The organism is Corynebacterium sp. HMSC08D02 (assembly GCF_001807505.1).
Lineage (GTDB): Bacteria > Actinomycetota > Actinomycetes > Mycobacteriales > Mycobacteriaceae > Corynebacterium > Corynebacterium pseudogenitalium.
This window is the reverse complement of the sequence record NZ_KV789236.1, coordinates 151086-170353: the sequence shown is the minus strand read 5'-3', so window position 1 is coordinate 170353 and position 19268 is coordinate 151086. Positions and strand designations below refer to the sequence as shown.

Here is a 19268-nt window from a genome sequence, read left to right as displayed (position 1 = left end):
TTCCCTACTGCTGCTACTGCTCAGCCGGACGCAGGTAGTCCTGCGATTCCTTCCGGGAAGCATAGAACAGCCCCAATGCTCCCGCCACACCGACCACGATCTGCACCGCACCGTCGACGGCGAACAGCGCGACCGGCACTTTAGTCGCAGCGGGCGTCATCAAGAAGAGCGTGAGCACGCGCACCGCGAAGAAGACAGAGAAGACCTGCAGCACCCGCGTGGCGTTGAGCATCCACTTCCCGTGGCGCTGCACCGAGCGCAGCGCCAGGACAAACACCACGATGATACCCAGCTGCAGCAGCGCCATCAGCACAACCGTGGCGTACATGCTCGCCTGCATCATGTTCTCCGGGATCGCCTCCGACTGGTTCTTCGCGGCCTGGTTCGCCGCCTCACGCAGCGCGGCCGGGTCCAGCACCGTCACCACCACCGAGAGGATTTGGTGCAGCAGCTCACCGAGGATCATCACTGCCCACGCGCCGAGGAGGTAGCGCACCGCCTCGGGGTGTTTGGTGGGCGGCTCGTCCTTCCGGTGCGTCGTCGGGGCCGGAGCCTGCGCCGCGGGAGGTGTGTTAGCCATGAAGCTCCTTCAGCGCACGCGCGCCCTCGATTGCGTAGTACGTCAAAATCTGGTCCGCGCCAGCACGCTTGATAGAGGTCAGCGACTCCATCATGGTCGCCTCGAAGTCGATCCAACCGTTTTGACCAGCGGCCACCATCATCGCGTACTCGCCCGAAACCTGGTACGCCGCCACCGGCACCGGCGACATGTCCGCCACGCGGCTGAGCACATCCAGGTACGGCAGCGCAGGCTTGACCATGACGAAGTCCGCGCCTTCCTCAATATCGAGCTCGGTCTCGAGCAGGGACTCGCGCACGTTCGCCGGGTCCTGCTGGTACGTGCGGCGGTCGCCCTTCAGGGAGGAGCCGACCGCGTCGCGGAACGGCCCGAAGAACTTCGACGCGTACTTCGCCGAGTACGCCATGATGGCCACGTCCTGGTAGCCCTCGGCGTCGAGTGCCTCGCGGATCACACCGATCTGCCCGTCCATCATCCCCGACGGGCTCACGATGTGCGCGCCCGCGGCAGCCTGCGACAGCGCCATATCGCGGTAGAGGTCCAAGGTGGCATCGTTATCCACCACCTGGTTGCCATACTTATCGACGCCCACTACGCCACAGTGCCCGTGGTCCGTGAACTCATCCAGGCAGGTGTCGGCCATAATCAGCAGATCCTCGCCGAACTCCTCGCGCAGTGCGCGCACGTTCCGGTTCAGGATGCCCTCCGGGTCCCACGCGACGGAACCCGTGGCGTCCTTATCCTCGTCGAGTGGCACGCCGAAGAGGTCAACGCAGCGGACGCCTTCCTCGAGTGCCTCGTGGCAGATCGCCTTCAGGGTGTCCGTGGTGTGCTGGTACACCCCCGGCATGGAGGCAATCTCTCGGCGTTCGGTGATGCCATCAGCCACGAACAACGGCAAAATAAAATCGGCCGGAGCCAGTCGCGTCTCCGCGGTGAGCTGCCGAATCGCAGGATTCTGGCGGAGGCGACGTGGACGGCGTGGAAGATGATATGTAGTCATGTGCTACATCATAACGCCGGTTTCCGACGCGCCCTCCGCTTCTTCCGCGGCGGCGGCAGCTCCCCAGCTGCCCGCAGGGCAGCGACGTGCTCGGCAAGCGCGTCCACCAGCGACGGCACGTCCGCAACCTCTGGTACGACGTCGACACGCAGCCCCTGCTCGCGCGCTGCCTCAGCCGCCATTGGGCCGATGCACGCGATGATCGTGCGCTGGTGCGGCTTACCCGCGATGCCAACCAGATTGCGCACCGTCGAGCCGGACGTGAAGCAGACTGCGTCAAACCCGCCGGTCTTGATCATGTCGCGCACCTCAGGAGCTGGCGGGGCCGCGCGCACCGTGCGGTAGGCCACGACGTCCTCGACATCCCAGCCCTTCTCAATCAGGCCATCCACCAGCACGTTCGTTCCGATGTCCGCCCGCGGCAGCAGCACCCGCGAGACCGGGTCGATGTCCTCGACGTACTCGGGGAACACCTCCACCAGGCCAGCGGCGTTCTGTTTCGTGCGGTGCGGCAGCAGCTCCGGGCTCATCCCTAGCGCGCGCAGCGCCTCCGCCGTCTTGCGGCCGACCGCCGCCAGGTGCACACCCGCGAACGCGCGGGCGTCCAAGCCAAGCTGCTCGAACTTCTTCCACACCGCGTGCACAGCGTTCGTCGAGGTGAACACCACCCACTGGTAGCGACCCTCCACGATCCCCTTAATCGCGCGGTCCATCTGCGCCGGGTTGCGCGGCGGCTCCAGAGAAATCGTCGGCACCGACTGCGGGATCGCCCCGTACGACGCCAGGCGGCTGCTCATCGCCTCCGCCTGCTCCTTCGCACGCGGCACCAGCACTCGCCACCCGTACAAAGGACGGTTTTCCCACCACGAAAACTTCGATCGATCATCATTCACAGTACCGAGCGTCACCACCAAAGAACCAGGCAGATCCGCCGTCACCGAGTCCATGGTTGCCAGGGTCTCCAGGGTCGCATCGACAGTGCGCTGCAGCCGCGTCGTTCCGTTGGCCGTGACGCTGCACGCCAGCTCACCCGGGAACCCGCGCTGCATCAACTGCGACGCCATCTCCGGCAGCTGCTCGCGCACCGCCTGCAACACCAACGGCTGCGGCGCCTGCGACAACTGGTCCCAGTCCACCGGCCCGTTCGCCAGATCTGCTTCCGTATACGTTGAACCAAGCGCGATACCCGCAAAGGACGGCACCGTCGACGGCAGCGACATCCCCGGCACAATCTGGAACTCCAGGCCGGCGGCCGCCACCGCGGCGATCTCCTCCCGCACGGCATCGCGCGTCAGCGGGTTCCCGCTGACCAGACGGATCACATCCCCGTCACCGTCATCCCCCTTGCGGATCACCTCGGCCGCCGCCTGCAGCGCCGAGCGCAACCGCGCAACAATATCGTCCGTGCCAAGCGGCACCTCTTCAACCTCAGCCGCGGTCGGGTCCGCAGGCTTCGGCGGGCGGCGCCGCGCCCCCGAGGCCTTCGCCTCCGCACACATCGCCTCGTACTGCGCCTCAGCAGCGTCGATCTTCTCCTGCGGCACCGCGCACGCTGCGGCAAGAACATTTCGGACACCCTCAAGAACATCCGGTTCCACCAACGCGATAGAATTGCGTTCCATCACCTGGCGAGCGCGAATCGTCAGCAAATCGGGATTGCCAGGTCCGGCACCGACGAAGATCACCTTCCCCGGCTGGGGCGTGATTGAGGGCAGTGTCATCAAAATGGTCTTTTCTGGTCTTGTATAAGGCGTAAAGAAGTGTCCCGGCGTACAGCGAGCCCCAAAGGGACCCCTATACACCGAGACGATTGGACGTATGGTAGTTACACCTTAATTTGCATACGCCGTGTTTCAAAACCTGTTTCAAAACCAGTCTGAAAACTTACTGCATAATCTCTGCCGCCCCGCGCCCAATCAGCGTCTGCGCAAGCTGTGTTCCCAGCTCACGGGCGTCCTTACCAGAAGCCTCCTCAATCAGCTGCTTGGAGCCATCCAGGGCGAATACCCCCGCCCGCAAGGTAATGGTGCCGTCAGCGATGGTCGCGTGCGCCGCAACCGGGGCCGTGCAGCCTGCCTCCAAAGTCGCCAGCACCTGACGCTCCGCCGCCGCGCACGCAAAAGAATCCGCGTCCAACAGCTTGTCCAGGCCCTCACGCAGCGCGGTGTCGTCGACGCGGCACTCCACCGCCAGCGCACCCTGCGCCGGGGCGGGCATGAACACCTCAGCATCGAAGACTTGGGTGGCGCGGTCCGCGAACCCACCACGGACCAAGCCCGCATACGCCAGGACAATCGCGTCCATCTCGCCGCTTTCCACCCGGCCCATGCGCGTCTCAATGTTGCCTCGCAGCGGGAGGATCTCAAGGTCAGGGCGCAGCGCGCGCAGCTGGGAAACACGGCGCGGCGCCGAGGTGCCCACCTTCGCGCCCTTCGGCAGCGTGTCCAGCGTCAGGCCGTCGCGGGCGATGAGTGCCTCGCGGTGATCTTCGCGCTCCGGAACGATCAGGTAGGTGCGGGGCTCTGGGGCCGTCGGCAAGTCTTTGAAGGAGTGCACGGCGACGTCCACCTCGCCGTCGAAGAGGGCGTCGCGAAGCGCAGACGTGAACACGCCCACGCCAATGCGCTCCACCGGCGCGTGGGAGACATCCCCGGCAGTCTTCACAATATGCAGCTCAGACGGGTAACCGTGCGCAATCAGCGCGTCACGCATATGCCCCGCCTGCGTCGTGGCCAAGTGCGAACCCCGCGTACCAATTTTCAGCATGTAAATTACGACTCCTTCAACTTCAACTCGTCGGGACTCGGCAACCGGTCCATATCAGTAGCAGCCGACACGGGGCGCACCCCAAACAGCTCCTCAACGGCGGTCTCCAGGCTAATCGAGTCCGAGCTCGCCGCCAGCTCCTTAATCTTCACTGTCGGCTTATGCAGCAGCTTATCCACCACACGCTTCACCGAACGGGCAACCTGCTCAAAATCCTGCTCATCCATGTCGGGAAGGCGCTTGCGCAACCGCGCCAGCTCCTCCTGCGAAATCTCCGCGCCAACCCGGCGCAGCTGCGCCACCGCCGGCCCCACATCACGCATCCGCTGCTCGGAGCTAAACGCCTGCACCTCCTCGGCCACGATCGCCTCCGCGGCCTGCAGCGCCTTCGAGTCCTCCGAGTCCGCGTTGTGCAGCTGCTCGTGCAGGTACTCGATGTTGATCAAGTGCACGCCCTCGTGCTCCAGTACCGAATTGTCAATATCGCGCGGCAGCGACAAATCAATCAGCATCGTCGGCCCCGAGATGTCCTCGCCCGAAATGGTGAACCCATCTGACGCCGTCGCCGACACCGTAATATCCACACGCCCCAACGCCCCCGCGCGCGCATTAAAGTCCACGACCTCCGCAGCCACCCCGGCCTCCCGGGCATGCTCCGCCAACCGCTCCGCGCGCGAGCGAGTGCGGTTCGCAATAATCAACTTATCGACGCCCCTCTTGCCCAAATGCGTCGCCGCCAACGAGCTCATCGCACCAGCCCCCAACACCAGCGCAGTCTGGCCCTCCAGCGTGTCTACCCCCATCGTCTCCATCGCCGTATCCAGCGCGAAAGTCACCATCGAGCCGCCGGCATCATCAATCGACGTCTCCGTATGCACACGCTTGCCCGTATGCAACGCCGACTGCGCCAACGAATGCAACGCCGGGCCCACCGTGCCCTGCTCCGCCGCGTGCGTATACGCAGTCCGCACCTGCCCAATGATCTGCTGCTCCCCCACCACCATGGAATCCAGGCCGGAGGCGACCGTCAACAAGTGCTCCGCAGCCGCGTCCGAATACCGCACGTACAGGTAGCCGCGCAGCTCCGCCTCACTCACCCCGGAGACCTCCGCCAGCACCGCCAACACATCCTGCACACCCGCATGGAACGCGTTGGCAACCGTGTACACCTCCAGCCGGTTACACGTCGAAATGATCATCGCCTCAGACAACGACGGGCGCTCCACCAGCGCCGACGCCGCCGAATGCTGCACCGCATCATCCATACTCAAGCGTTCCAACAACGCAACGGGCGCCGAGCGGTGCGACATCCCTACAACGAGAACACTCACTCAATCCCTCCAGTCAGCCGTGAATCAAACCAAAGGATAGCGCGTCACTCTGACAGCGCCTCGGCCAGGTCCGCGTTATCCACTTCCCAACACGCGAACTCGTCCCCATCAATCACTACAACCGGGACACGATCCCCGAACTCGGCGTTGAGCGACGGAGAGGCGTCGACATCTACAAGCGTGAGCTGCGCGCCGCACTGCTCGACCACCGGGGCGATCTGCGCAGCCACCCGCTCGCACGACCCGCAGGTCGCGCGCACCATCAGTTCAACCTGTTTCATCTCTCCGCCAATCTTGTTTACGATACAAACTATCACGTCTGCCACACGGTGAAAGGCTCGCTGGCAATGTCCGACCACAAAGAACTCCTGGCCCAATGGTCACTCACCCAAGGCAACCTTCGCCGCTTCCTCGAAGAAGTTGCCCTCCCACCTCTCGACGCCGAATCCCAGCGCACCGCTGGTAACGCCGCCGCAGCCGCCGCCATCGAAGAAACCTTCGGCATCAGCATCGAAGAATTCGCCACCGGCGTCGACTCCGTCGGCGGCGCCTTCAAAACCGCCGGCCGGGAGAAAATCACCCAGCCCGACCCCGACGTCCCCCAAGACACCGAGGCGGCCGCGTTCTTCGACATCGACAACACCCTCATCCAGGGCTCCTCGCTCATCCTGCTGGCCAAAGGCTTGGCCAAGCAGCGCTTCATCACCCTTCGCGAGCTCCTGCCCGCCCTGACCAAGCAAATCCGCTACCGCGTCTCCGGCTCCGAAAGCGCCAAAGACATCGCCAAAGGCCGCGAGCAGGCCCTCCAGTTAGTCAAGGGCAAGAACGTTTCGCAGCTCAAAGAGCTCTGCGCCGAAATCGTCGACCGCCAAATGCTCGACAAGACCTACCAATCAACTATCGACGCCGCGTCCCGCCACATCGCCCAAGGCCAACAAGTCTGGCTGGTCTCCGCCACCCCGGTCCAAATCGGCCAGGCGCTCGCGGAACGCCTCGGCTTCACCGGTGCACTCGGCACCGTCGCCGAAGAGGAAGACGGCAAGTTCACCGGTCGCCTCGTCGGCGACATCCTCCACGGCCCCGGCAAGCAGCACGCCGTGGCGGCACTGGCCGCGATTCAGAAGCTCGACCTGGAAAAGTGCACCGCCTACTCCGACAGCATCAACGACCTGCCGATGCTGTCCATGGTCGGCAACCCCGTCGCCATCAACCCTGACCGTGCGCTGCGCCGCTACGCGACCGGCCAAGGCTGGACCATCGAGGACTACCGCTCCCTACGCCGGTACATGCTCCCGGCCCTCGGCGCTCTGGCGGGCGGCGCGCTCGCTGCCGGTGTCGCGGCTGGCGTGGTGGCGCTGCGTCGTCGATAGTTTTTTGGTGCGGGCATCACCGCTCAAGCCACTCCGAACGCAGCAATCCGTGGCGGGAACACGCCGCCGACCACGCCATCGGCGAAATCTTCACCACCATCCGCCGCTGACACAGCGGGCAGATACGTGGCGCGTCGTAGGGGCGGGCCGGGTCGAGAGGCCAGGCGATGTCGCCAGAGAGGATGGCGTCGGCAAGATCGGTGTTGTCTGGAATGCGCATCAGAGTGACTTGATCGTGTCGTAGAGGATGCCGTGGCCGGAGTTCACCTTCTGGCCGACGGGTGTAATGCCCAGGTTGATGCGCGGCCGGGAGCTCCCGTCGAGGACGCGGTCCACGGCGTCGCGGTCCTCCTCTATCGGACGGCCAAACGTGGTCAGGTAATTACCGCCGATGATGGCGTTCGCGCCGCCCATCAGGCCGGCTTCGGTGCCGTCGTCGCCAAGCGCGAGCTCCGTGCCACCGGCAAAACGGAGCTGGGTTGTGGGCATGGCCAGGCGGAACGCCGCAACGGCACGAAGCGCCTCCCCCTGCGGGACGAGTGGCCGGTCGGCGAACGGGGTGCCGGGACGTGGGTCGAGGAAGTTCATCGGCACTTCGTGTGGCTGGATCTCGGCAAGCTGCGTGGCGAACTCAGCCCGCTGCTCAATCGTCTCCCCCAGACCAATGATCCCGCCACAGCAGGTCTCCATCCCCTCAGCGAGCACGTGCTCGAGAGTGTCCTTGCGTTCCTGCCAGGTGTGGGTGGTGACCACGTTCGGGAAGAAGGATTCAGCGGTTTCGAAGTTGTGGTTATAGCGGGACACGCCCATCTGCGCGAGTTGGCGCGCCTGTTCACGGGTCAGAATGCCAAGCGAGGCAGAAATAGAGATGTCCACCTCCTCCCGAATAGCAGTCACTGCCGCCGCGACCTGGTCCAGCAGGTCCTGCGTCGGGCCCTTCACGGCGGCGACGATGCAGAACTCGGAGGCGCCCATCTTCTCGGACTGCTTCGCGGCCTCCACGAGCTCGTCGATATTCAGGGTGACGGCACGGACCGGGGACTCAAACAGGCCGGACTGGGAGCAGAAGTGGCAGTCCTCGGGGCAGCCGCCAGTCTTCAGGGAGATGATGCCCTCAAGGGAGACGTCGACACCACAGTGCTTGATGCGAACCTGATGGGCAAGGTCGAGCAGTTCCGTCAGGCGATCGTCCTCGATGGTGAGGATCTGCAGGAGCTCTTCCTTGTTCAGGCCTTCGCCCCGCTCAAGGGCTTTTTCGCGTGCGATGTCGAGGATGTCGGTCATGGTAATGCGCTCCGTTCAGTGCGGGGACGTGTTGTAAGTACGCATCAGTGTAGACCGCAATTGAACACCGTTCAGGTGTTTCGTGCCCCAACCTCCACCCACATCAAAAAGTTCCCGCGATCACAGAAATCCGAGGAACTTTTCGCAATTTCGGGGTACTCCACCCGCCCGAACACCCGCCTGACCTGCAAAGTGTAGTAACAGGAATGTAGTAATCCTCGAAAAGGGGGCCAAAACGGGGATTACTACAATCCTGTTACTACCATTTGGGTTTTAGCCACGCCCACAACCGCATTTCCCCAGGCTAATTCGCTCGCTCACCGGTATGGAGCGCGAGCCACACGCATGAAAAAACGCCCGCTCCAACCATGTGGTGCGGGCGCTGCAAAGGCTTACTTGCCAAGCTTACGACGCTGAACACGCGTGCGGCGAAGCATCTTGCGGTGCTTCTTCTTGGACATACGCTTGCGGCGCTTCTTAATCACTGAACCCATAAGGCTTCCTCGTTTCTTCGTAGTACGTTCTTGACGTGCCGGCATCCACCCGGGGTGCACGCAATGGGTGTAAGCATACAACCAAGGTGTTTGGCACTCAAAAAGGTTCGGGCAAGGTGAGTGCTATTTATCCGACGTCGTACACGGAGGATTCAAGGTACTCACTGACCGCCGTTTCGTTGACGCGGAAGGAACGGCCGACGCGTACTGCCGGCAGCTCACCCGAGTGCAACAAGCGGTAGACCGTCATCTTGGAGACGCGCATAATTTCGGCGACTTCAGCGACGGTTAAGAACTTGCCTTTATCTTCATTTGCCATTAATTCATAAACCCTTCAGCACGGTCGCGCTGCAGGCTTCCCCTCCTGCAGGACGAAACACGCACGTGCTTCAAACAACCTTATCGTGAACACTGGGCCTAATGCGACTCATGTGCCGATAATTTTTCAAAGTGCCTGGAGAAACACCCCGTATCTGGTGTGAAAGCGGTGACTGCTGTGGCACAACCGGCACAATCAACGCAACCGGCTCAGTAGGCTTCGGAGCGCGTCGCGCAGGCGTCGGTGGCGCGGTAGATCGCGGCGCGCAGGCCGGACTCCTCGAGTTCCCGGATTGCGGCGACGGTGGTGCCGCCCGGTGAGGAGACGGCGGCACGCAGGCCAACGGGGTCGGGGTGCTGGTCCAGGAGCGCTCCGGCGCCGGCGCAGGTTTGGGTGGCCAGTTCCGTAGCGAGGTCCCGGGGCAGTCCGAGGGCAACGCCGGCGTCGATAAGTGCTTCGGTGAGCAGGAAGTAGTAGGCGGGCCCCGAGCCCGAGAGCGCGGTGACAGCGTGCATTGCCTTTTCGGGGACGGCGACGACGCGGCCCGCGGACGTCAACAGCTTTTCGACGGCCTCCCGCTGCTCGTCTTCCACATAGCGGCCGGCGGAGACGGCGAGCACGCCCTTGCCCACGAGCATCGGGGTATTGGGCATCACGCGCATGATGGGGGTGCCCGCGGACGAGATGGCCTCTTCCATGTCGGCGATGTCGACGCCGGCTGCCATCGAGACGAGCACGGTGGGCACCGAGTTGCTCGCGACGGTCTCCGCGATCTCCCCGATCACGTCAATGATCTGGTTGGGTTTGACGCACAGGAAGACAACGTCGGCGTCGGCGGCGGCCTCGACGTTGTCCGTCGTGGCCTGGATGGCGTAGCGCTCGGCGAGCGCCGCCACGCGCTCTTCGGAGCGGCAGGTGGCAATGAGGTGGTGCGGTTCGACCTGGGAGGCGATCAGCCCCTGCAGCAGGGCCTCGCCGATATTGCCAACGCCAATGATTGCGATTTTTTCCATGCACCACACACTAGCGCCACGGGGGCACTGTGGTGGAAAACGCCCTTAGAGCAGGGCCGGGCCGAACGCCATGACCAGGGCGGCAACGCCCGCGAGCGTCATGGTCAGACCATCGCGGCCAGTGTGCATCGCGCGCACACCGAAGACGACGCCCGCAACAGCGGCGGCGCCCAGGATGGCTGCGAGTGCGGTTGCCAGGTTCGCCCAGATCCAGCTGAACAGCATGAACCCGAGCACGCCCAGAACCACGCCGATGAACACGAAGAGCACCAGCATGATGGGGTTGACGGCGCCGTCGTCATCGATTTCGGCGACCTCGGCGGCTTCAGCCTTTTCGACGTCCACATCCTCAGCATGCTCATCGTCGAAGAGGTCGAGGCTGTCTTCCTCGGCGGGTTTCTCAGCAGGCTCAGCCTTGGTGCGCTGCGCTGGCTCCTTGGTGTCCTCGACGACGCGGATCTGCGTCGTTTCGTCCTCGGAAGGGCTGGCCTTCTGCGCGGCAGGCGCAGGCGCGGGCGGGTCAACCGGCTTCTCGGCCGCAGGCTTTGCAGCCGCAGGTTTCTCGGCAGCAGGCTTCTCTGCAGCAGGCTCAGGCTTCGCCGGTGCGGGTTCGGCTGGTGCGTCGAGTGGCACGCTGGAGTGCTTCGCTTCGGCCGGGCGGGCGTCGACAGCCTTGAAGGAGCCGGTCAGCTCCGCGACCGAGACGCCGCCTTCCTCCAAGCTGCGGCGTCGGCGGGGACGCTTACCCACGTCCGGGTTGGTTTTCTGGGCCCGGGCGAGGAGCTCCGCAACCGTCAGCTGCTTGTCCTCAGACATCAGTCGTTGTCTCCTTCGTCATCTCCTAAGTCATGCCCTTGGTCGATCCAACGGAGGATCACGCCTTCTCGTAGCGCCCATGGACAGATCTCTAACTTATCAAGCTTAAGCGCTCGCATGGCAGCCTCTGCAACTAGGGCACCCGCAACGATCTGGTGGGAGCGGTCGGCGCTGATGCCTTCGAGCTCCGCACGGTCGGCTGCGGTCATGCGGGAGATGAACGCGATGAGCTGGCGCAGGCCCGGCGCGGTGAGGGTTCGCTTCACGAAAGGCCCAGCTGAGGAGGGTGCAGCGCCGGTTAGCCGAGCGAGGGAGCGGAACGTCTTCGAGGTGCCGACGGCCAGCCCCGCCTCCCCCAGCGCGTGGAACTCGCGGGCGGGCCCGGCGAGTTCAGCGTCGATGTAGTCGCGCAAAAGGTTGATCTTTTTGCGCTCGGGCGGGTCGGATTCGAACCACTCGTGGGTGAGCCGCCCGGCGCCCAGGTCGAGGGACACGGCCAGGTCGGGGCTTTCTTCGGTGCCGGTGGACATCTCCAGGGAGCCGCCGCCGATGTCCAGGTTGGTGATGCGCCCGGCGGACCACCCGTACCAGCGGCGCACCGCGAGGAACGTCAGCCGCGCCTCCTCCTCGCCGGAGAGGACTTCGAGGCGCACGCCGGTTTTCTTCTCAACCTTCTTGAGCACTTCCTCGGAGTTCGTTGCCGAGCGCACGGCGGACGTCGCAAAGGCGAGGAACTCTTCGCACTTCAGCTTGCTGCTTAGACCTGCGGCTTCCCCCACGGCGTCGACAAGCTTGTCGACGCCCCGAGGTTCAATATTGCCCTCGTCGTCGAGGAGTTCGACGAGCCGGAGCGGCTGCTTCCAGTCACTCATCGGGGTGGGGCGGCCACCGCTGCGGGCATCTACCCCCACGAGATGCACCGTATTACTGCCTACGTCTAATACACCTAATCGCACACCCTCAGCGTAGTGCGTCTACGGTGTGTTGGTGTGAATCAACCAGTTTTTCTCGGATTCCCCGCCGAATCCCCCGCCGGCCGCTCGATCCTCGCGGGACGCGAAGTGCCCACCGACTTCCCCCGCGAATGGTTCGTGTTCATGCACCCGGAGGACCCGCTGCACTACTTCAGCATCGACCTGACGTGGGTGGAATCCACCTGGTCCTGCCGGTTTGGCACCCCGCAGTGCCACGGGATTGATGAGGACTTCTCCGTTGTCGGCTGCTGCATCCACGGCGCGTACCTCTCCGACGAAACGGACCGGGATGACCTCTATAATGCGGTCGCCGAGATGCCTGCGAAGTACTGGCAGCTGCGCCCCCGCGACGTCGATTCCTACATCGCGGCCGCCGACCCCACCATCCTGGAGCCCTGGCTGGAATGGGACGACACCGAAGAAGAGGACGACGGCCCACACATCAAGACGCGCGTGGTGGATGGCGCCTGCATCTTCGCCAACCGCAACGGCGCCGAGACCGGCCCGGGCTGCTCCCTGCACCAGTGGGCGATGGCGGAGGGCCGCAACATCATCGGCTCCAAGCCGGAAGTGTGCTGGCAAGTGCCGTTTTCCCGGGAGGACTCCTGGGAGGAACGCGCCGACGGCCAAGAGATCCTGCGCACCACCATCGGCGAGTACGACCGGCGCCAGTGGGGTGGCGGCGGCGAAGACTTCGACTGGTGGTGCACCGACGCGCCCGCCTGCCACACCGGCGGTACACCCGTGTGGCAGTCGATGAAGCAGGAGCTACAGCAGCTCATTGGCGAGAAGCCCTACGAGGTCCTCGCCGCGCACTGCGCCGCCCGCGCGAAACTCCCGCGTGAGGCGAAGACCACGCACCCGGCTAGCGATCAGGCCTCGAACTTGTAGCCCAGGCCGCGCACCGTCACCAGCTGCTTCGGCTTCGACGGCTCCTCCTCAATCTTCGAACGCAACCGTTTGACGTGCACGTCCAGGGTCTTGGTGTCGCCGACGTAGTCCGCGCCCCAGATCATGTCGATGAGCTGGGAACGCGTAAGCACCCGGCCGGCGTTGCGCATCAGGTACTCCAGGAGGTCGAACTCCTTGAGCGGCATGCGGACTGGTTGGCCGTCGACAAGCACGCTGTGGCGCTCGACGTCCATGGTGACGCGGCCGCCGATGAGTACGTCGCGGCTCGGCTCGTCCTTTTCCTCCGCCGCCGACTCCCCGCCGCGGCGCAGCACCGCCCGGATGCGCGCGATGAGCTCGCGGGTAGAGTACGGCTTGGTCACGTAGTCATCCGCGCCGAGCTCGAGGCCCACCACCTTATCGATCTCCGAATCGCGCGCCGTGACCATAATGATCGGCACCGACGAACTCGCGCGCAGCTTCCGGCACACATCCGTGCCGCTCATGCCCGGCAGCATCAGGTCCAACAGGACAAGGTCGACGTCGTTGGCCTCGAACGCCTCAAGCGCCGCGGGGCCGTCGGCCGCCCACACCGTGGAAAAGCCCTCCTTTTCCAGCAGATACGACAGCGGATCCGCCAGGGACTCTTCATCTTCAACGATCAGGATCTTCGTAGACACGGTTAGGGAAACCCTCCTGCAAAAGCTACATCGGCAACTCGAGCGTGAAAGTCGACCCGGTCCCCGGGCGCGACCACACTCTGATAGTACCCCCGTGATTTTGCGCCACGTGCTTCACGATGGCCAAACCCAAGCCAGTCCCCCCAGTCGAGCGGGACCTCGCCTTATCGACGCGGTAAAAACGCTCAAACACGCGCTTCTGATCCTCCAGCGCAATCCCGATCCCGCGATCAGTGACGCGCACAAGCGCCACCTTCTGCTTCCCGGACATACGCACCTGCTGCGTAATACTCACCGGCTGGCCGTCCGGCGAGTAGTTAATGGCGTTCGACACCAGGTTGCTCACCGCGGACGTCAGCAGCGACTGGTCCCCCATCACCGTAATCCCGGTGGGTTCCCCACGGATCAGGTCGATGTTGCGGCCCTCGGCGGTGACGTGGTTGCGGGTGATGGCGTCGTCAATCACCTCGTCGAGGCTCACCGGTGACATTTCAGGCAAAGCCTCCGCACCCTGCAGCTTCGACAGCGAAATCAGGTCCGTGATCATGTCGCCCATCCGGTGGGCCTCCTTCAGCACCTTCGTGCCGAAGTAGTCCACCATCTCCGGGTCATCCGGGTCCTGCAGCAGCGCCTCCGCGAGCAGCGCCATCCCGCCCACCGGCGTCTTCAGCTCGTGCGAGACGTTCGCCACGAAGTCGCGGCGCGCATGCTCCATCCGCACGTTCTCCGACTCGTCCGTGCTGTACGCAATCACGTAGGAGTTCTCCGTCAGCGTCAGCGGTTTGACCACCACGCGCACGTTCCGAATGCGGGACCCCGTCGCGCGAATCGGCAGGTCAAGGTCAAGGACGTGCGTCTCCTGATCCTCAAAGACCTGCTGTGCGGTGTCCCACACCTCCGGCTGCACCGTGCGGTCATACACCAGCGACATATCGTGCGCCCTCGCATTCGAGAGCAGCACCTTGCCCTCCTGGTTCATCACCGCAATCCCCGTCGGCGAGCCCTGCACCGCCAACTGCAGCACCTCACTAATCGTGGCCGCCCTGCGGGAATCCGAACCGCCATCAACCCGGTTGCGTAAACGCCAACGCAGCGCCCGCCGCACCAACGGTGCAGCAAGCGCTGCGAGAACTACGCCCCCTAAAAACGCCAGTAGCGGGGACAATGCGACTACTTACTTCTGGCCCTGGTTCGCAACCGCAGCAGCACCTGCCGCAGCCGCCTCCGGATCGAGGTACGTGCCGCCTGGGTTGAGCACCTTGCCCTTGCTGTCAATCTCGTAGACCAGCGGCATGCCGGTCGGGATGTTCAGGGCAGCGATGTCATCGTCGGAGATGTTGTCCAGGTACTTCACCAGGGCGCGCAGCGAGTTACCGTGCGCAGCCAGCATGACCGTCTTGCCGTCGAGAACCTCAGGCAGGATGACGTCGATGTAGTACGGCAGGAAGCGCTCCACAACGTCCTTCAGGCACTCCGTGCGTGGCACCTCTGGGAGGAACGCGTAACGCACGTCGTCGGTCTGGGAGTACTCGTTGTCGGCGTCGATTTCTGGTGGCGGAGTGTCGTAGGAACGGCGCCAGCTCATGAACTGGTCCTCGCCGTACTTCTCACGGATCTCTGCCTTGTTCAGGCCCTGCAGTTTGCCGTAGTGACGCTCGTTGAGGCGCCAGTTACGCACAACTGGGATCCAGTGACGGTCCGCAGCGTTCAACGCGATGTTCGCGGTGCGGATCGCACGACGCAGCAGCGACGTGAACACGATGTCCGGCAGCACGCCCTTTTCTGCCATCAACTTACCGGCGTTGACGGCTTCCTGCTCACCCTGCTCGGTCAGATTGACATCGACCCAGCCGGTGAACTGGTTGGACTTGTTCCATTCACTTTGTCCGTGACGGACAAGAATCAACTTTCCATTCGTCATGGCACCAATCATGCCACGAATCGTATGATTTTTCTTTAAGGTTGGGTCTCATGATCTACGCCAACGCCGTCGCCGCCGCGCTCACTGCCGCACTTCTCGCACCTGGAGCGCCATTTCGCGTCCTCCCGGAGCAGCCGCCGACCACAATGCGAGTGGGCAATCACACAATTTCCATCCCCGAACACGCCAGCGCCGCGTCCTGCTCCCAAGGCTTCAGCGGCACCATCAACGGCCAGCTCGTCATGCTCACCGCCGGCCACTGCTTCGATCTCTCCGAGGGTGTCGACAACGAGCCCACCGACGTCATGCGCACCCACCGCGTCGAAGTGCCTATCGACGCCAGCTACCGCCCCATCGGCACCCCAACCAACCTCAAACCCTCCACCGACTACGCCGACGTCTACCTCCCCTCACAGTTCTTCTGGGACACCGTCAACACCCCGGATTGGGGCGTCGTCACCGCCGCCCCCGACACCCCAGCCACCCGCATGTCCTTTTCCCGCGACGCCAACGGCCACGCCCACGGCGCACCCCGCGAACTGCGCTACATCCAGGACACCCGCAACCTGCCCTACAACTATTTCGACACCTCCAACTTCGGCCAGCCCATCTGCAAAGACGGCGCCACCACCGGCCGCACCTGCGGCCACCAACTCGCGCGTTCCCGCAACAGCATCTACTCCTGGGGCCTGCGCTACGAACACGGCGACTCCGGCGGCATCAACTACGACCCCCGCGACGGCGCCGTCCTCGGCGTCAGCTCCATGGGCATAGGACCCCTCGGCAAAGCCCAGCGTGCCGACCGCATCATCGAAGACGCCTTCAACGTCCCCGACGGCAAAGTCAACGAAGCCTTCACCCTCCCCGACTCCACCGCGCCCCACGGCAACTTCACCCCACTCAACCAGGAGCAAGGGGCATTGATGGGCCAGATCATGCAGGACAACCCCGAACTGAAACCGAGCAAGACCGGCAAGCAGGGCTTCGACGAGGCCGTCGCCGCCGCCCAACGTGACGCCGAAGTTGCCGCCCAGCGCGCCGGCCAGGTCCGCACCGTTGAGCAGGCGCAACGCCTCGCCGCCGACGTCTCAGGTGCGGTCGACCACCACGCGCAGCAGCTCGGCAAGTGGGGCGCGGCCGCGGCAGTGGAGGCGATCGGGCGGTAATCCGGGGCGGCTGGGGGACACCACATTCCTTCACGCAACGTCGGCGACCTGGGACAACGCACCAACGCTAAAACGAAAACATCGAATTTGGTGCATAGATTGGGGAGCCAGTGCCAAAGGACGCAATCCTGTCCGCCGATTCCGGCAAACGCCCAGGTCGCGAAAAGTGGGTTGCGTCCTTTGGCACTCGGGTCTGCTGGGGTGACACCACATTCCTTCACGCAGCGCCGGTGAACTGGGGAAACGCGCCAGCACTAGAACGAAAACATCGAATTTGGTGCGCACCCCCCCAAAAAACACGCGACTAGCTCCCGATGGCTTTCCGGTCGCAGAGGCCGCGGTCGAAGTGGTCGAGGGTGTCCTGGTAGATGCCGGTCAGGTCGTGGGCGCTTTCGCGCCAGCTGAACTTGCTGGCTTGCGCGACGGCGGCTTGGCCCATGGCGATGCGGGTGTCGTCGTCACCGAGGAGCTCACCGATGGCGTTGGCCCAGTCGGCGGGGTCGTGGCTGGGGACGAGGGTGCCGGTTTCGCCATCGGCGATGACGATCGGCAGGCCGCCGACGGCTGCCGCGACGACAGGAGTGCCGGTGGCTTGGGCTTCGACGGCGACGAGGCCGAAGGATTCGTTGTAGCTGGGCACGGCGACGATGTCGGCGGCTTGGTAGACGTTCACGAGTTCTTGGGGCGGCCGCGGCCCGAGGAAACGCACGATGTGGCCCACGCCTTCCTCTTCGGCGAGGCGCTGATACGTATCGACGCTCACTCCGCCACCGGAGGCGCCGCCGCAGATAAGGACGCGCAGGGGGTAGTCGACGCCGTCGCGAACGAGTTGGCCGATGGCCCGGATGAGCACCTGCGGACCTTTGAATTCTTGGAGGCGGCCGACGAAGGCGACCACTTTGGCGTGGACGGGGATGCCGAGGTGGCGGCGTGACATTTCGGTGTTGCGGTTGGTGCCGGGGGTGTAGAGCTCGGTGTCGGCGCCGGGGGTGACCACGGCGATTTTGTCCGCGTCGACGTCGTAGTGGCGGGACAGTTCGGTGATTTCGTCGTTGGTGTTGACGACGAGGCGGTCGGCGTTGTCCACGAGTTGTTGTTCGCAGATGCGGCGGGCTTCGCTTTCGGAGCTTTCGGCGCCGGACGCGTAGGCGTTTTTGACGGCGGCCCAGGTGTGGCCGGTGTAGATGAGGGGGACGTCGCTCAATTCGGCAAGCAGCCAGCCAACCTGGCCGGAGAGCCAGTAGTGGGCGTGGATGATGTCGTAGTGGGCGTCGTAAATTCGGCAGAATTGCACGATGCCGCCGGCGAACGTGGCGAGCTGCGTGGGCAGTTCCTCTTTGGGCAGTCCTTCGTAGGGGCCGGCGACGATGTGGATGACCCGGAAGCCCGGCTCGACTTCAACGATTTGTGGCTGGCTGGGGCGGGTGGCGCGGGTGAACACGTCGACTTCGATGCCTTGGCGCGCGAGCTGTTGGGCGATGTTGAGGATGTACACGTTCATCCCCCCGGCGTCCCCGATGCCGGGCTGCTCGAGGGGCGAGGTGTGCATTGAAATCATGGCGACGCGCATGCTCGCCAGCGTATTACATCACGGCGTGGCGGTGCCACGACCCGAAGTCGGCTGCGACGGTCGCGGCGAGTTGCTGGTAGGCGCGCAGGGTGTCGGGTGCGAGGCGGTCCATATCGACGACGGCACCTTCGGCCAGGTGGCGGTCGTATGGGATGGCGTGGACGGCGCGGGTGCGGGCAGCGAAGTGCTCGGTGAGCCGCTCCATATCGATGGTGGGTTTGCCCGGCGCGCCCGCGCTAATGACGACGACCGCGTTGGAGGCGAGCTGGTCGTAGCCGTGGAGGCTGAGCCAGTCGAGGGTGGCTGCGGCTGATTGGGCGCCGTCGAGGGCTGGCGAGGTGACCAGGACGAGCGCGTTGGCCAGGTCGAGGACGCCGGCCATGGCGGAGTGCATGAGTCCGGTGCCGCAGTCGGTGAGGATGACGTTGTAGTGGTGTTGCAGGATGTCGATGGCTTTGCGGTAGTCGAGTTCGGAGAAGGCTTCGCTGACGGCCGGGTCGCGTTCGGAGCCGATGACTTCGAGGCGGGAGCTGGCCTGGTTGGTAAATGCCCGGACCTGCGGGTACCGCGAGGTGTCCTGCGCGAGCAGGAGGTCGCGGATGGTGGCGGGTGAGTTGGCGGTGGCGCGTTGCGCGAGCGTGCCGAGGTCCGGGTTGGCGTCGATGGCGATGACGCGGTCGCCACGGGTTTCGGCGAAGACACCGCCGAGAGCAATGGTTGTTGTTGTCTTGCCGACGCCCCCTTTCAGCGACATGACGGCAATCCGGTAGTCGCCGCGCAGGGGTGCGCGGATGGCGTCGATGAGTTCGTCGCGTTCGGCTTGGGCGCGGGAGCGCCCAGGGTTGATGCGGCCGCGGCTGGCGCTGTGGACGAGTTTGCGCCAGCCCTGTTTTGGCGGCGCTTTCACGGGATCGACCAAGTTGCTTTGGTCGAGGCCGGTTGGCGGTGTGAGGTCGGTGGTGGCGTCGAAAAATGTGGTCAATGGAATCCCCCCTTGTGTTTCCCCAGTGGCTCACGAGCGTACCTGATGTGGAAAACTAGCAAAACCTACCAAACCGTAGGTTATACTTTCCCTCACCTACTTTCGACT

At 64.2% G+C, this 19268-nt stretch carries 21 protein-coding genes; 3 read left to right on the top strand and 18 right to left on the bottom strand.

The genetic code is table 11. The annotated features are described in order from the left end of the window. Window positions 1–13: 13 nt before the first annotated feature. The 6 genes from HMPREF3170_RS01930 to HMPREF3170_RS01905 all read right to left on the bottom strand — a co-directional run bounded on the left by HMPREF3170_RS01930 (window position 14) and on the right by HMPREF3170_RS01905 (window position 5961). The gene (locus HMPREF3170_RS01930; RefSeq protein WP_083290800.1) at window positions 14–580 is read right to left on the bottom strand and encodes a hypothetical protein; all 567 of its coding nucleotides are present in this window, start codon (window positions 578–580) and stop codon (window positions 14–16) included. Then, window positions 573–1583: a porphobilinogen synthase gene (gene hemB / locus HMPREF3170_RS01925; RefSeq protein ID WP_070363196.1), complete on the bottom strand. Its 1011-nt coding sequence runs from the start codon at window positions 1581–1583 to the stop codon at window positions 573–575. The genes HMPREF3170_RS01930 and hemB overlap by 8 nt, the downstream gene beginning before the upstream one ends. An 8-nt stretch (window positions 1584–1591) precedes the next feature. Then, window positions 1592–3304, bottom strand: coding sequence for a bifunctional uroporphyrinogen-III C-methyltransferase/uroporphyrinogen-III synthase (locus tag HMPREF3170_RS01920; protein ID WP_070363197.1), 1713 nt, complete (start codon window positions 3302–3304; stop codon window positions 1592–1594). A 163-nt stretch (window positions 3305–3467) separates the two neighbouring features. Further along, the gene (gene hemC / locus HMPREF3170_RS01915; protein WP_070477387.1) at window positions 3468–4349 is read right to left on the bottom strand and encodes a hydroxymethylbilane synthase; all 882 of its coding nucleotides are present in this window, start codon (window positions 4347–4349) and stop codon (window positions 3468–3470) included. 5 nt (window positions 4350–4354) lie between these two features. Continuing rightward, entirely contained in the window at window positions 4355–5680 is a 1326-nt protein-coding gene (locus HMPREF3170_RS01910) for a glutamyl-tRNA reductase (RefSeq protein ID WP_083290799.1), read from the bottom strand. A gap of 44 nt (window positions 5681–5724) precedes the next feature. Continuing rightward, complete coding sequence (locus HMPREF3170_RS01905; RefSeq protein ID WP_070363200.1) at window positions 5725–5961, bottom strand: glutaredoxin family protein; 237 nt, start codon at window positions 5959–5961, stop codon at window positions 5725–5727. 66 nt (window positions 5962–6027) lie between these two features. Here HMPREF3170_RS01905 and HMPREF3170_RS01900 point away from each other — a divergent pair, with 66 nt between their 5' ends. Further along, window positions 6028–7050: an HAD family hydrolase gene (locus HMPREF3170_RS01900; RefSeq protein WP_070477382.1), complete on the top strand. Its 1023-nt coding sequence runs from the start codon at window positions 6028–6030 to the stop codon at window positions 7048–7050. Between the two features lie 16 nt (window positions 7051–7066). Here HMPREF3170_RS01900 and HMPREF3170_RS01895 read toward each other — a convergent pair whose 3' ends face one another. From HMPREF3170_RS01895 to HMPREF3170_RS01870, 7 genes are all read right to left on the bottom strand, one after another. Further along, window positions 7067–7270 carry a biotin synthase auxiliary protein BsaP gene (locus HMPREF3170_RS01895; RefSeq protein ID WP_070363202.1) on the bottom strand — a complete coding sequence of 68 codons (204 nt, stop codon included), beginning with the start codon at window positions 7268–7270 and terminating at the stop codon, window positions 7067–7069. Further along, window positions 7270–8334 (bottom strand): biotin synthase BioB, encoded by a 1065-nt coding sequence (gene bioB / locus HMPREF3170_RS01890; protein WP_070477380.1) that lies wholly within the window; start codon window positions 8332–8334, stop codon window positions 7270–7272. Before bioB ends, HMPREF3170_RS01895 begins: the two co-directional genes overlap by 1 nt. Window positions 8335–8726: 392 nt before the next feature. Continuing rightward, window positions 8727–8828 carry a 30S ribosomal protein bS22 gene (locus tag HMPREF3170_RS11225; RefSeq protein ID WP_003855542.1) on the bottom strand — a complete coding sequence of 34 codons (102 nt, stop codon included), beginning with the start codon at window positions 8826–8828 and terminating at the stop codon, window positions 8727–8729. Between the two features lie 127 nt (window positions 8829–8955). Next, the gene (locus HMPREF3170_RS01885; protein WP_070363204.1) at window positions 8956–9147 is read right to left on the bottom strand and encodes a helix-turn-helix domain-containing protein; all 192 of its coding nucleotides are present in this window, start codon (window positions 9145–9147) and stop codon (window positions 8956–8958) included. 209 nt (window positions 9148–9356) lie between these two features. Further along, window positions 9357–10160 carry a pyrroline-5-carboxylate reductase gene (gene proC / locus HMPREF3170_RS01880; protein WP_070477378.1) on the bottom strand — a complete coding sequence of 268 codons (804 nt, stop codon included), beginning with the start codon at window positions 10158–10160 and terminating at the stop codon, window positions 9357–9359. A gap of 45 nt (window positions 10161–10205) precedes the next feature. Beyond that, window positions 10206–10976 (bottom strand): hypothetical protein, encoded by a 771-nt coding sequence (locus HMPREF3170_RS01875; protein WP_070477376.1) that lies wholly within the window; start codon window positions 10974–10976, stop codon window positions 10206–10208. After that, the gene (locus tag HMPREF3170_RS01870) at window positions 10976–11932 is read right to left on the bottom strand and encodes a Ppx/GppA family phosphatase (RefSeq protein ID WP_070477374.1); all 957 of its coding nucleotides are present in this window, start codon (window positions 11930–11932) and stop codon (window positions 10976–10978) included. Before HMPREF3170_RS01870 ends, HMPREF3170_RS01875 begins: the two co-directional genes overlap by 1 nt. A 33-nt stretch (window positions 11933–11965) precedes the next feature. Here HMPREF3170_RS01870 and HMPREF3170_RS01865 point away from each other — a divergent pair, with 33 nt between their 5' ends. Further along, on the top strand, window positions 11966–12841 hold the full coding sequence (locus HMPREF3170_RS01865; protein ID WP_070363207.1) for a DUF3109 family protein: 876 nt from the start codon (window positions 11966–11968) through the stop codon (window positions 12839–12841). Here the strand turns inward: HMPREF3170_RS01865 and HMPREF3170_RS01860 are convergent. The 3 genes from HMPREF3170_RS01860 to HMPREF3170_RS01850 are packed head-to-tail and all read right to left on the bottom strand — an operon-like array spanning window position 12823 to window position 15442. After that, the gene (locus HMPREF3170_RS01860; RefSeq protein ID WP_070477372.1) at window positions 12823–13521 is read right to left on the bottom strand and encodes a response regulator transcription factor; all 699 of its coding nucleotides are present in this window, start codon (window positions 13519–13521) and stop codon (window positions 12823–12825) included. The genes HMPREF3170_RS01865 and HMPREF3170_RS01860 overlap by 19 nt on opposite strands. A 25-nt stretch (window positions 13522–13546) precedes the next feature. Beyond that, the gene (locus tag HMPREF3170_RS01855) at window positions 13547–14686 is read right to left on the bottom strand and encodes a sensor histidine kinase (RefSeq protein ID WP_083290798.1); all 1140 of its coding nucleotides are present in this window, start codon (window positions 14684–14686) and stop codon (window positions 13547–13549) included. Between the two features lie 9 nt (window positions 14687–14695). After that, a complete protein-coding gene (locus tag HMPREF3170_RS01850) occupies window positions 14696–15442 on the bottom strand; it encodes a phosphoglyceromutase (protein ID WP_070363602.1) in 747 nt (248 codons plus the stop codon). A 50-nt stretch (window positions 15443–15492) separates the two neighbouring features. Here HMPREF3170_RS01850 and HMPREF3170_RS01845 point away from each other — a divergent pair, with 50 nt between their 5' ends. Beyond that, window positions 15493–16608 carry a chymotrypsin family serine protease gene (locus HMPREF3170_RS01845; RefSeq protein WP_070477365.1) on the top strand — a complete coding sequence of 372 codons (1116 nt, stop codon included), beginning with the start codon at window positions 15493–15495 and terminating at the stop codon, window positions 16606–16608. 304 nt (window positions 16609–16912) lie between these two features. Here the strand turns inward: HMPREF3170_RS01845 and mshA are convergent, their stop codons facing one another. Further along, complete coding sequence (gene mshA / locus HMPREF3170_RS01840; RefSeq protein WP_070477363.1) at window positions 16913–18178, bottom strand: D-inositol-3-phosphate glycosyltransferase; 1266 nt, start codon at window positions 18176–18178, stop codon at window positions 16913–16915. Window positions 18179–18191: 13 nt separating this feature from the next. After that, window positions 18192–19160, bottom strand: coding sequence for a MinD/ParA family ATP-binding protein (locus HMPREF3170_RS01835; protein ID WP_070363214.1), 969 nt, complete (start codon window positions 19158–19160; stop codon window positions 18192–18194). Between the last annotated feature and the right edge of the window lie 108 nt (window positions 19161–19268).

What these genes read in the sequence shown, in the direction of transcription:
- HMPREF3170_RS01875 (WP_070477376.1), bottom strand. Translation starts at nt 10,976, where the DNA reads ATGTCTGAGGACAAGCAGCTGACGGTTGCGGAGCTCCTCGCCCGGGCC.
- bioB (WP_070477380.1), bottom strand. Translation starts at nt 8,334, where the DNA reads ATGACCGACATCCTCGACATCGCACGCGAAAAAGCCCTTGAGCGGGGC.
- HMPREF3170_RS01895 (WP_070363202.1), bottom strand. Translation starts at nt 7,270, where the DNA reads ATGCGCATTCCAGACAACACCGATCTTGCCGACGCCATCCTCTCTGGC.
- HMPREF3170_RS01930 (WP_083290800.1), bottom strand. Translation starts at nt 580, where the DNA reads ATGGCTAACACACCTCCCGCGGCGCAGGCTCCGGCCCCGACGACGCAC.
- HMPREF3170_RS11225 (WP_003855542.1), bottom strand. Translation starts at nt 8,828, where the DNA reads ATGGGTTCAGTGATTAAGAAGCGCCGCAAGCGTATGTCCAAGAAGAAG.
- mshA (WP_070477363.1), bottom strand. Translation starts at nt 18,178, where the DNA reads ATGCGCGTCGCCATGATTTCAATGCACACCTCGCCCCTCGAGCAGCCC.
- hemC (WP_070477387.1), bottom strand. Translation starts at nt 4,349, where the DNA reads ATGCTGAAAATTGGTACGCGGGGTTCGCACTTGGCCACGACGCAGGCG.
- hemB (WP_070363196.1), bottom strand. Translation starts at nt 1,583, where the DNA reads ATGACTACATATCATCTTCCACGCCGTCCACGTCGCCTCCGCCAGAAT.
- HMPREF3170_RS01885 (WP_070363204.1), bottom strand. Translation starts at nt 9,147, where the DNA reads ATGGCAAATGAAGATAAAGGCAAGTTCTTAACCGTCGCTGAAGTCGCC.
- HMPREF3170_RS01900 (WP_070477382.1), top strand. Translation starts at nt 6,028, where the DNA reads ATGTCCGACCACAAAGAACTCCTGGCCCAATGGTCACTCACCCAAGGC.
- HMPREF3170_RS01920 (WP_070363197.1), bottom strand. Translation starts at nt 3,304, where the DNA reads ATGACACTGCCCTCAATCACGCCCCAGCCGGGGAAGGTGATCTTCGTC.
- HMPREF3170_RS01850 (WP_070363602.1), bottom strand. Translation starts at nt 15,442, where the DNA reads ATGACGAATGGAAAGTTGATTCTTGTCCGTCACGGACAAAGTGAATGG.
- proC (WP_070477378.1), bottom strand. Translation starts at nt 10,160, where the DNA reads ATGGAAAAAATCGCAATCATTGGCGTTGGCAATATCGGCGAGGCCCTG.
- HMPREF3170_RS01905 (WP_070363200.1), bottom strand. Translation starts at nt 5,961, where the DNA reads ATGAAACAGGTTGAACTGATGGTGCGCGCGACCTGCGGGTCGTGCGAG.
- HMPREF3170_RS01845 (WP_070477365.1), top strand. Translation starts at nt 15,493, where the DNA reads ATGATCTACGCCAACGCCGTCGCCGCCGCGCTCACTGCCGCACTTCTC.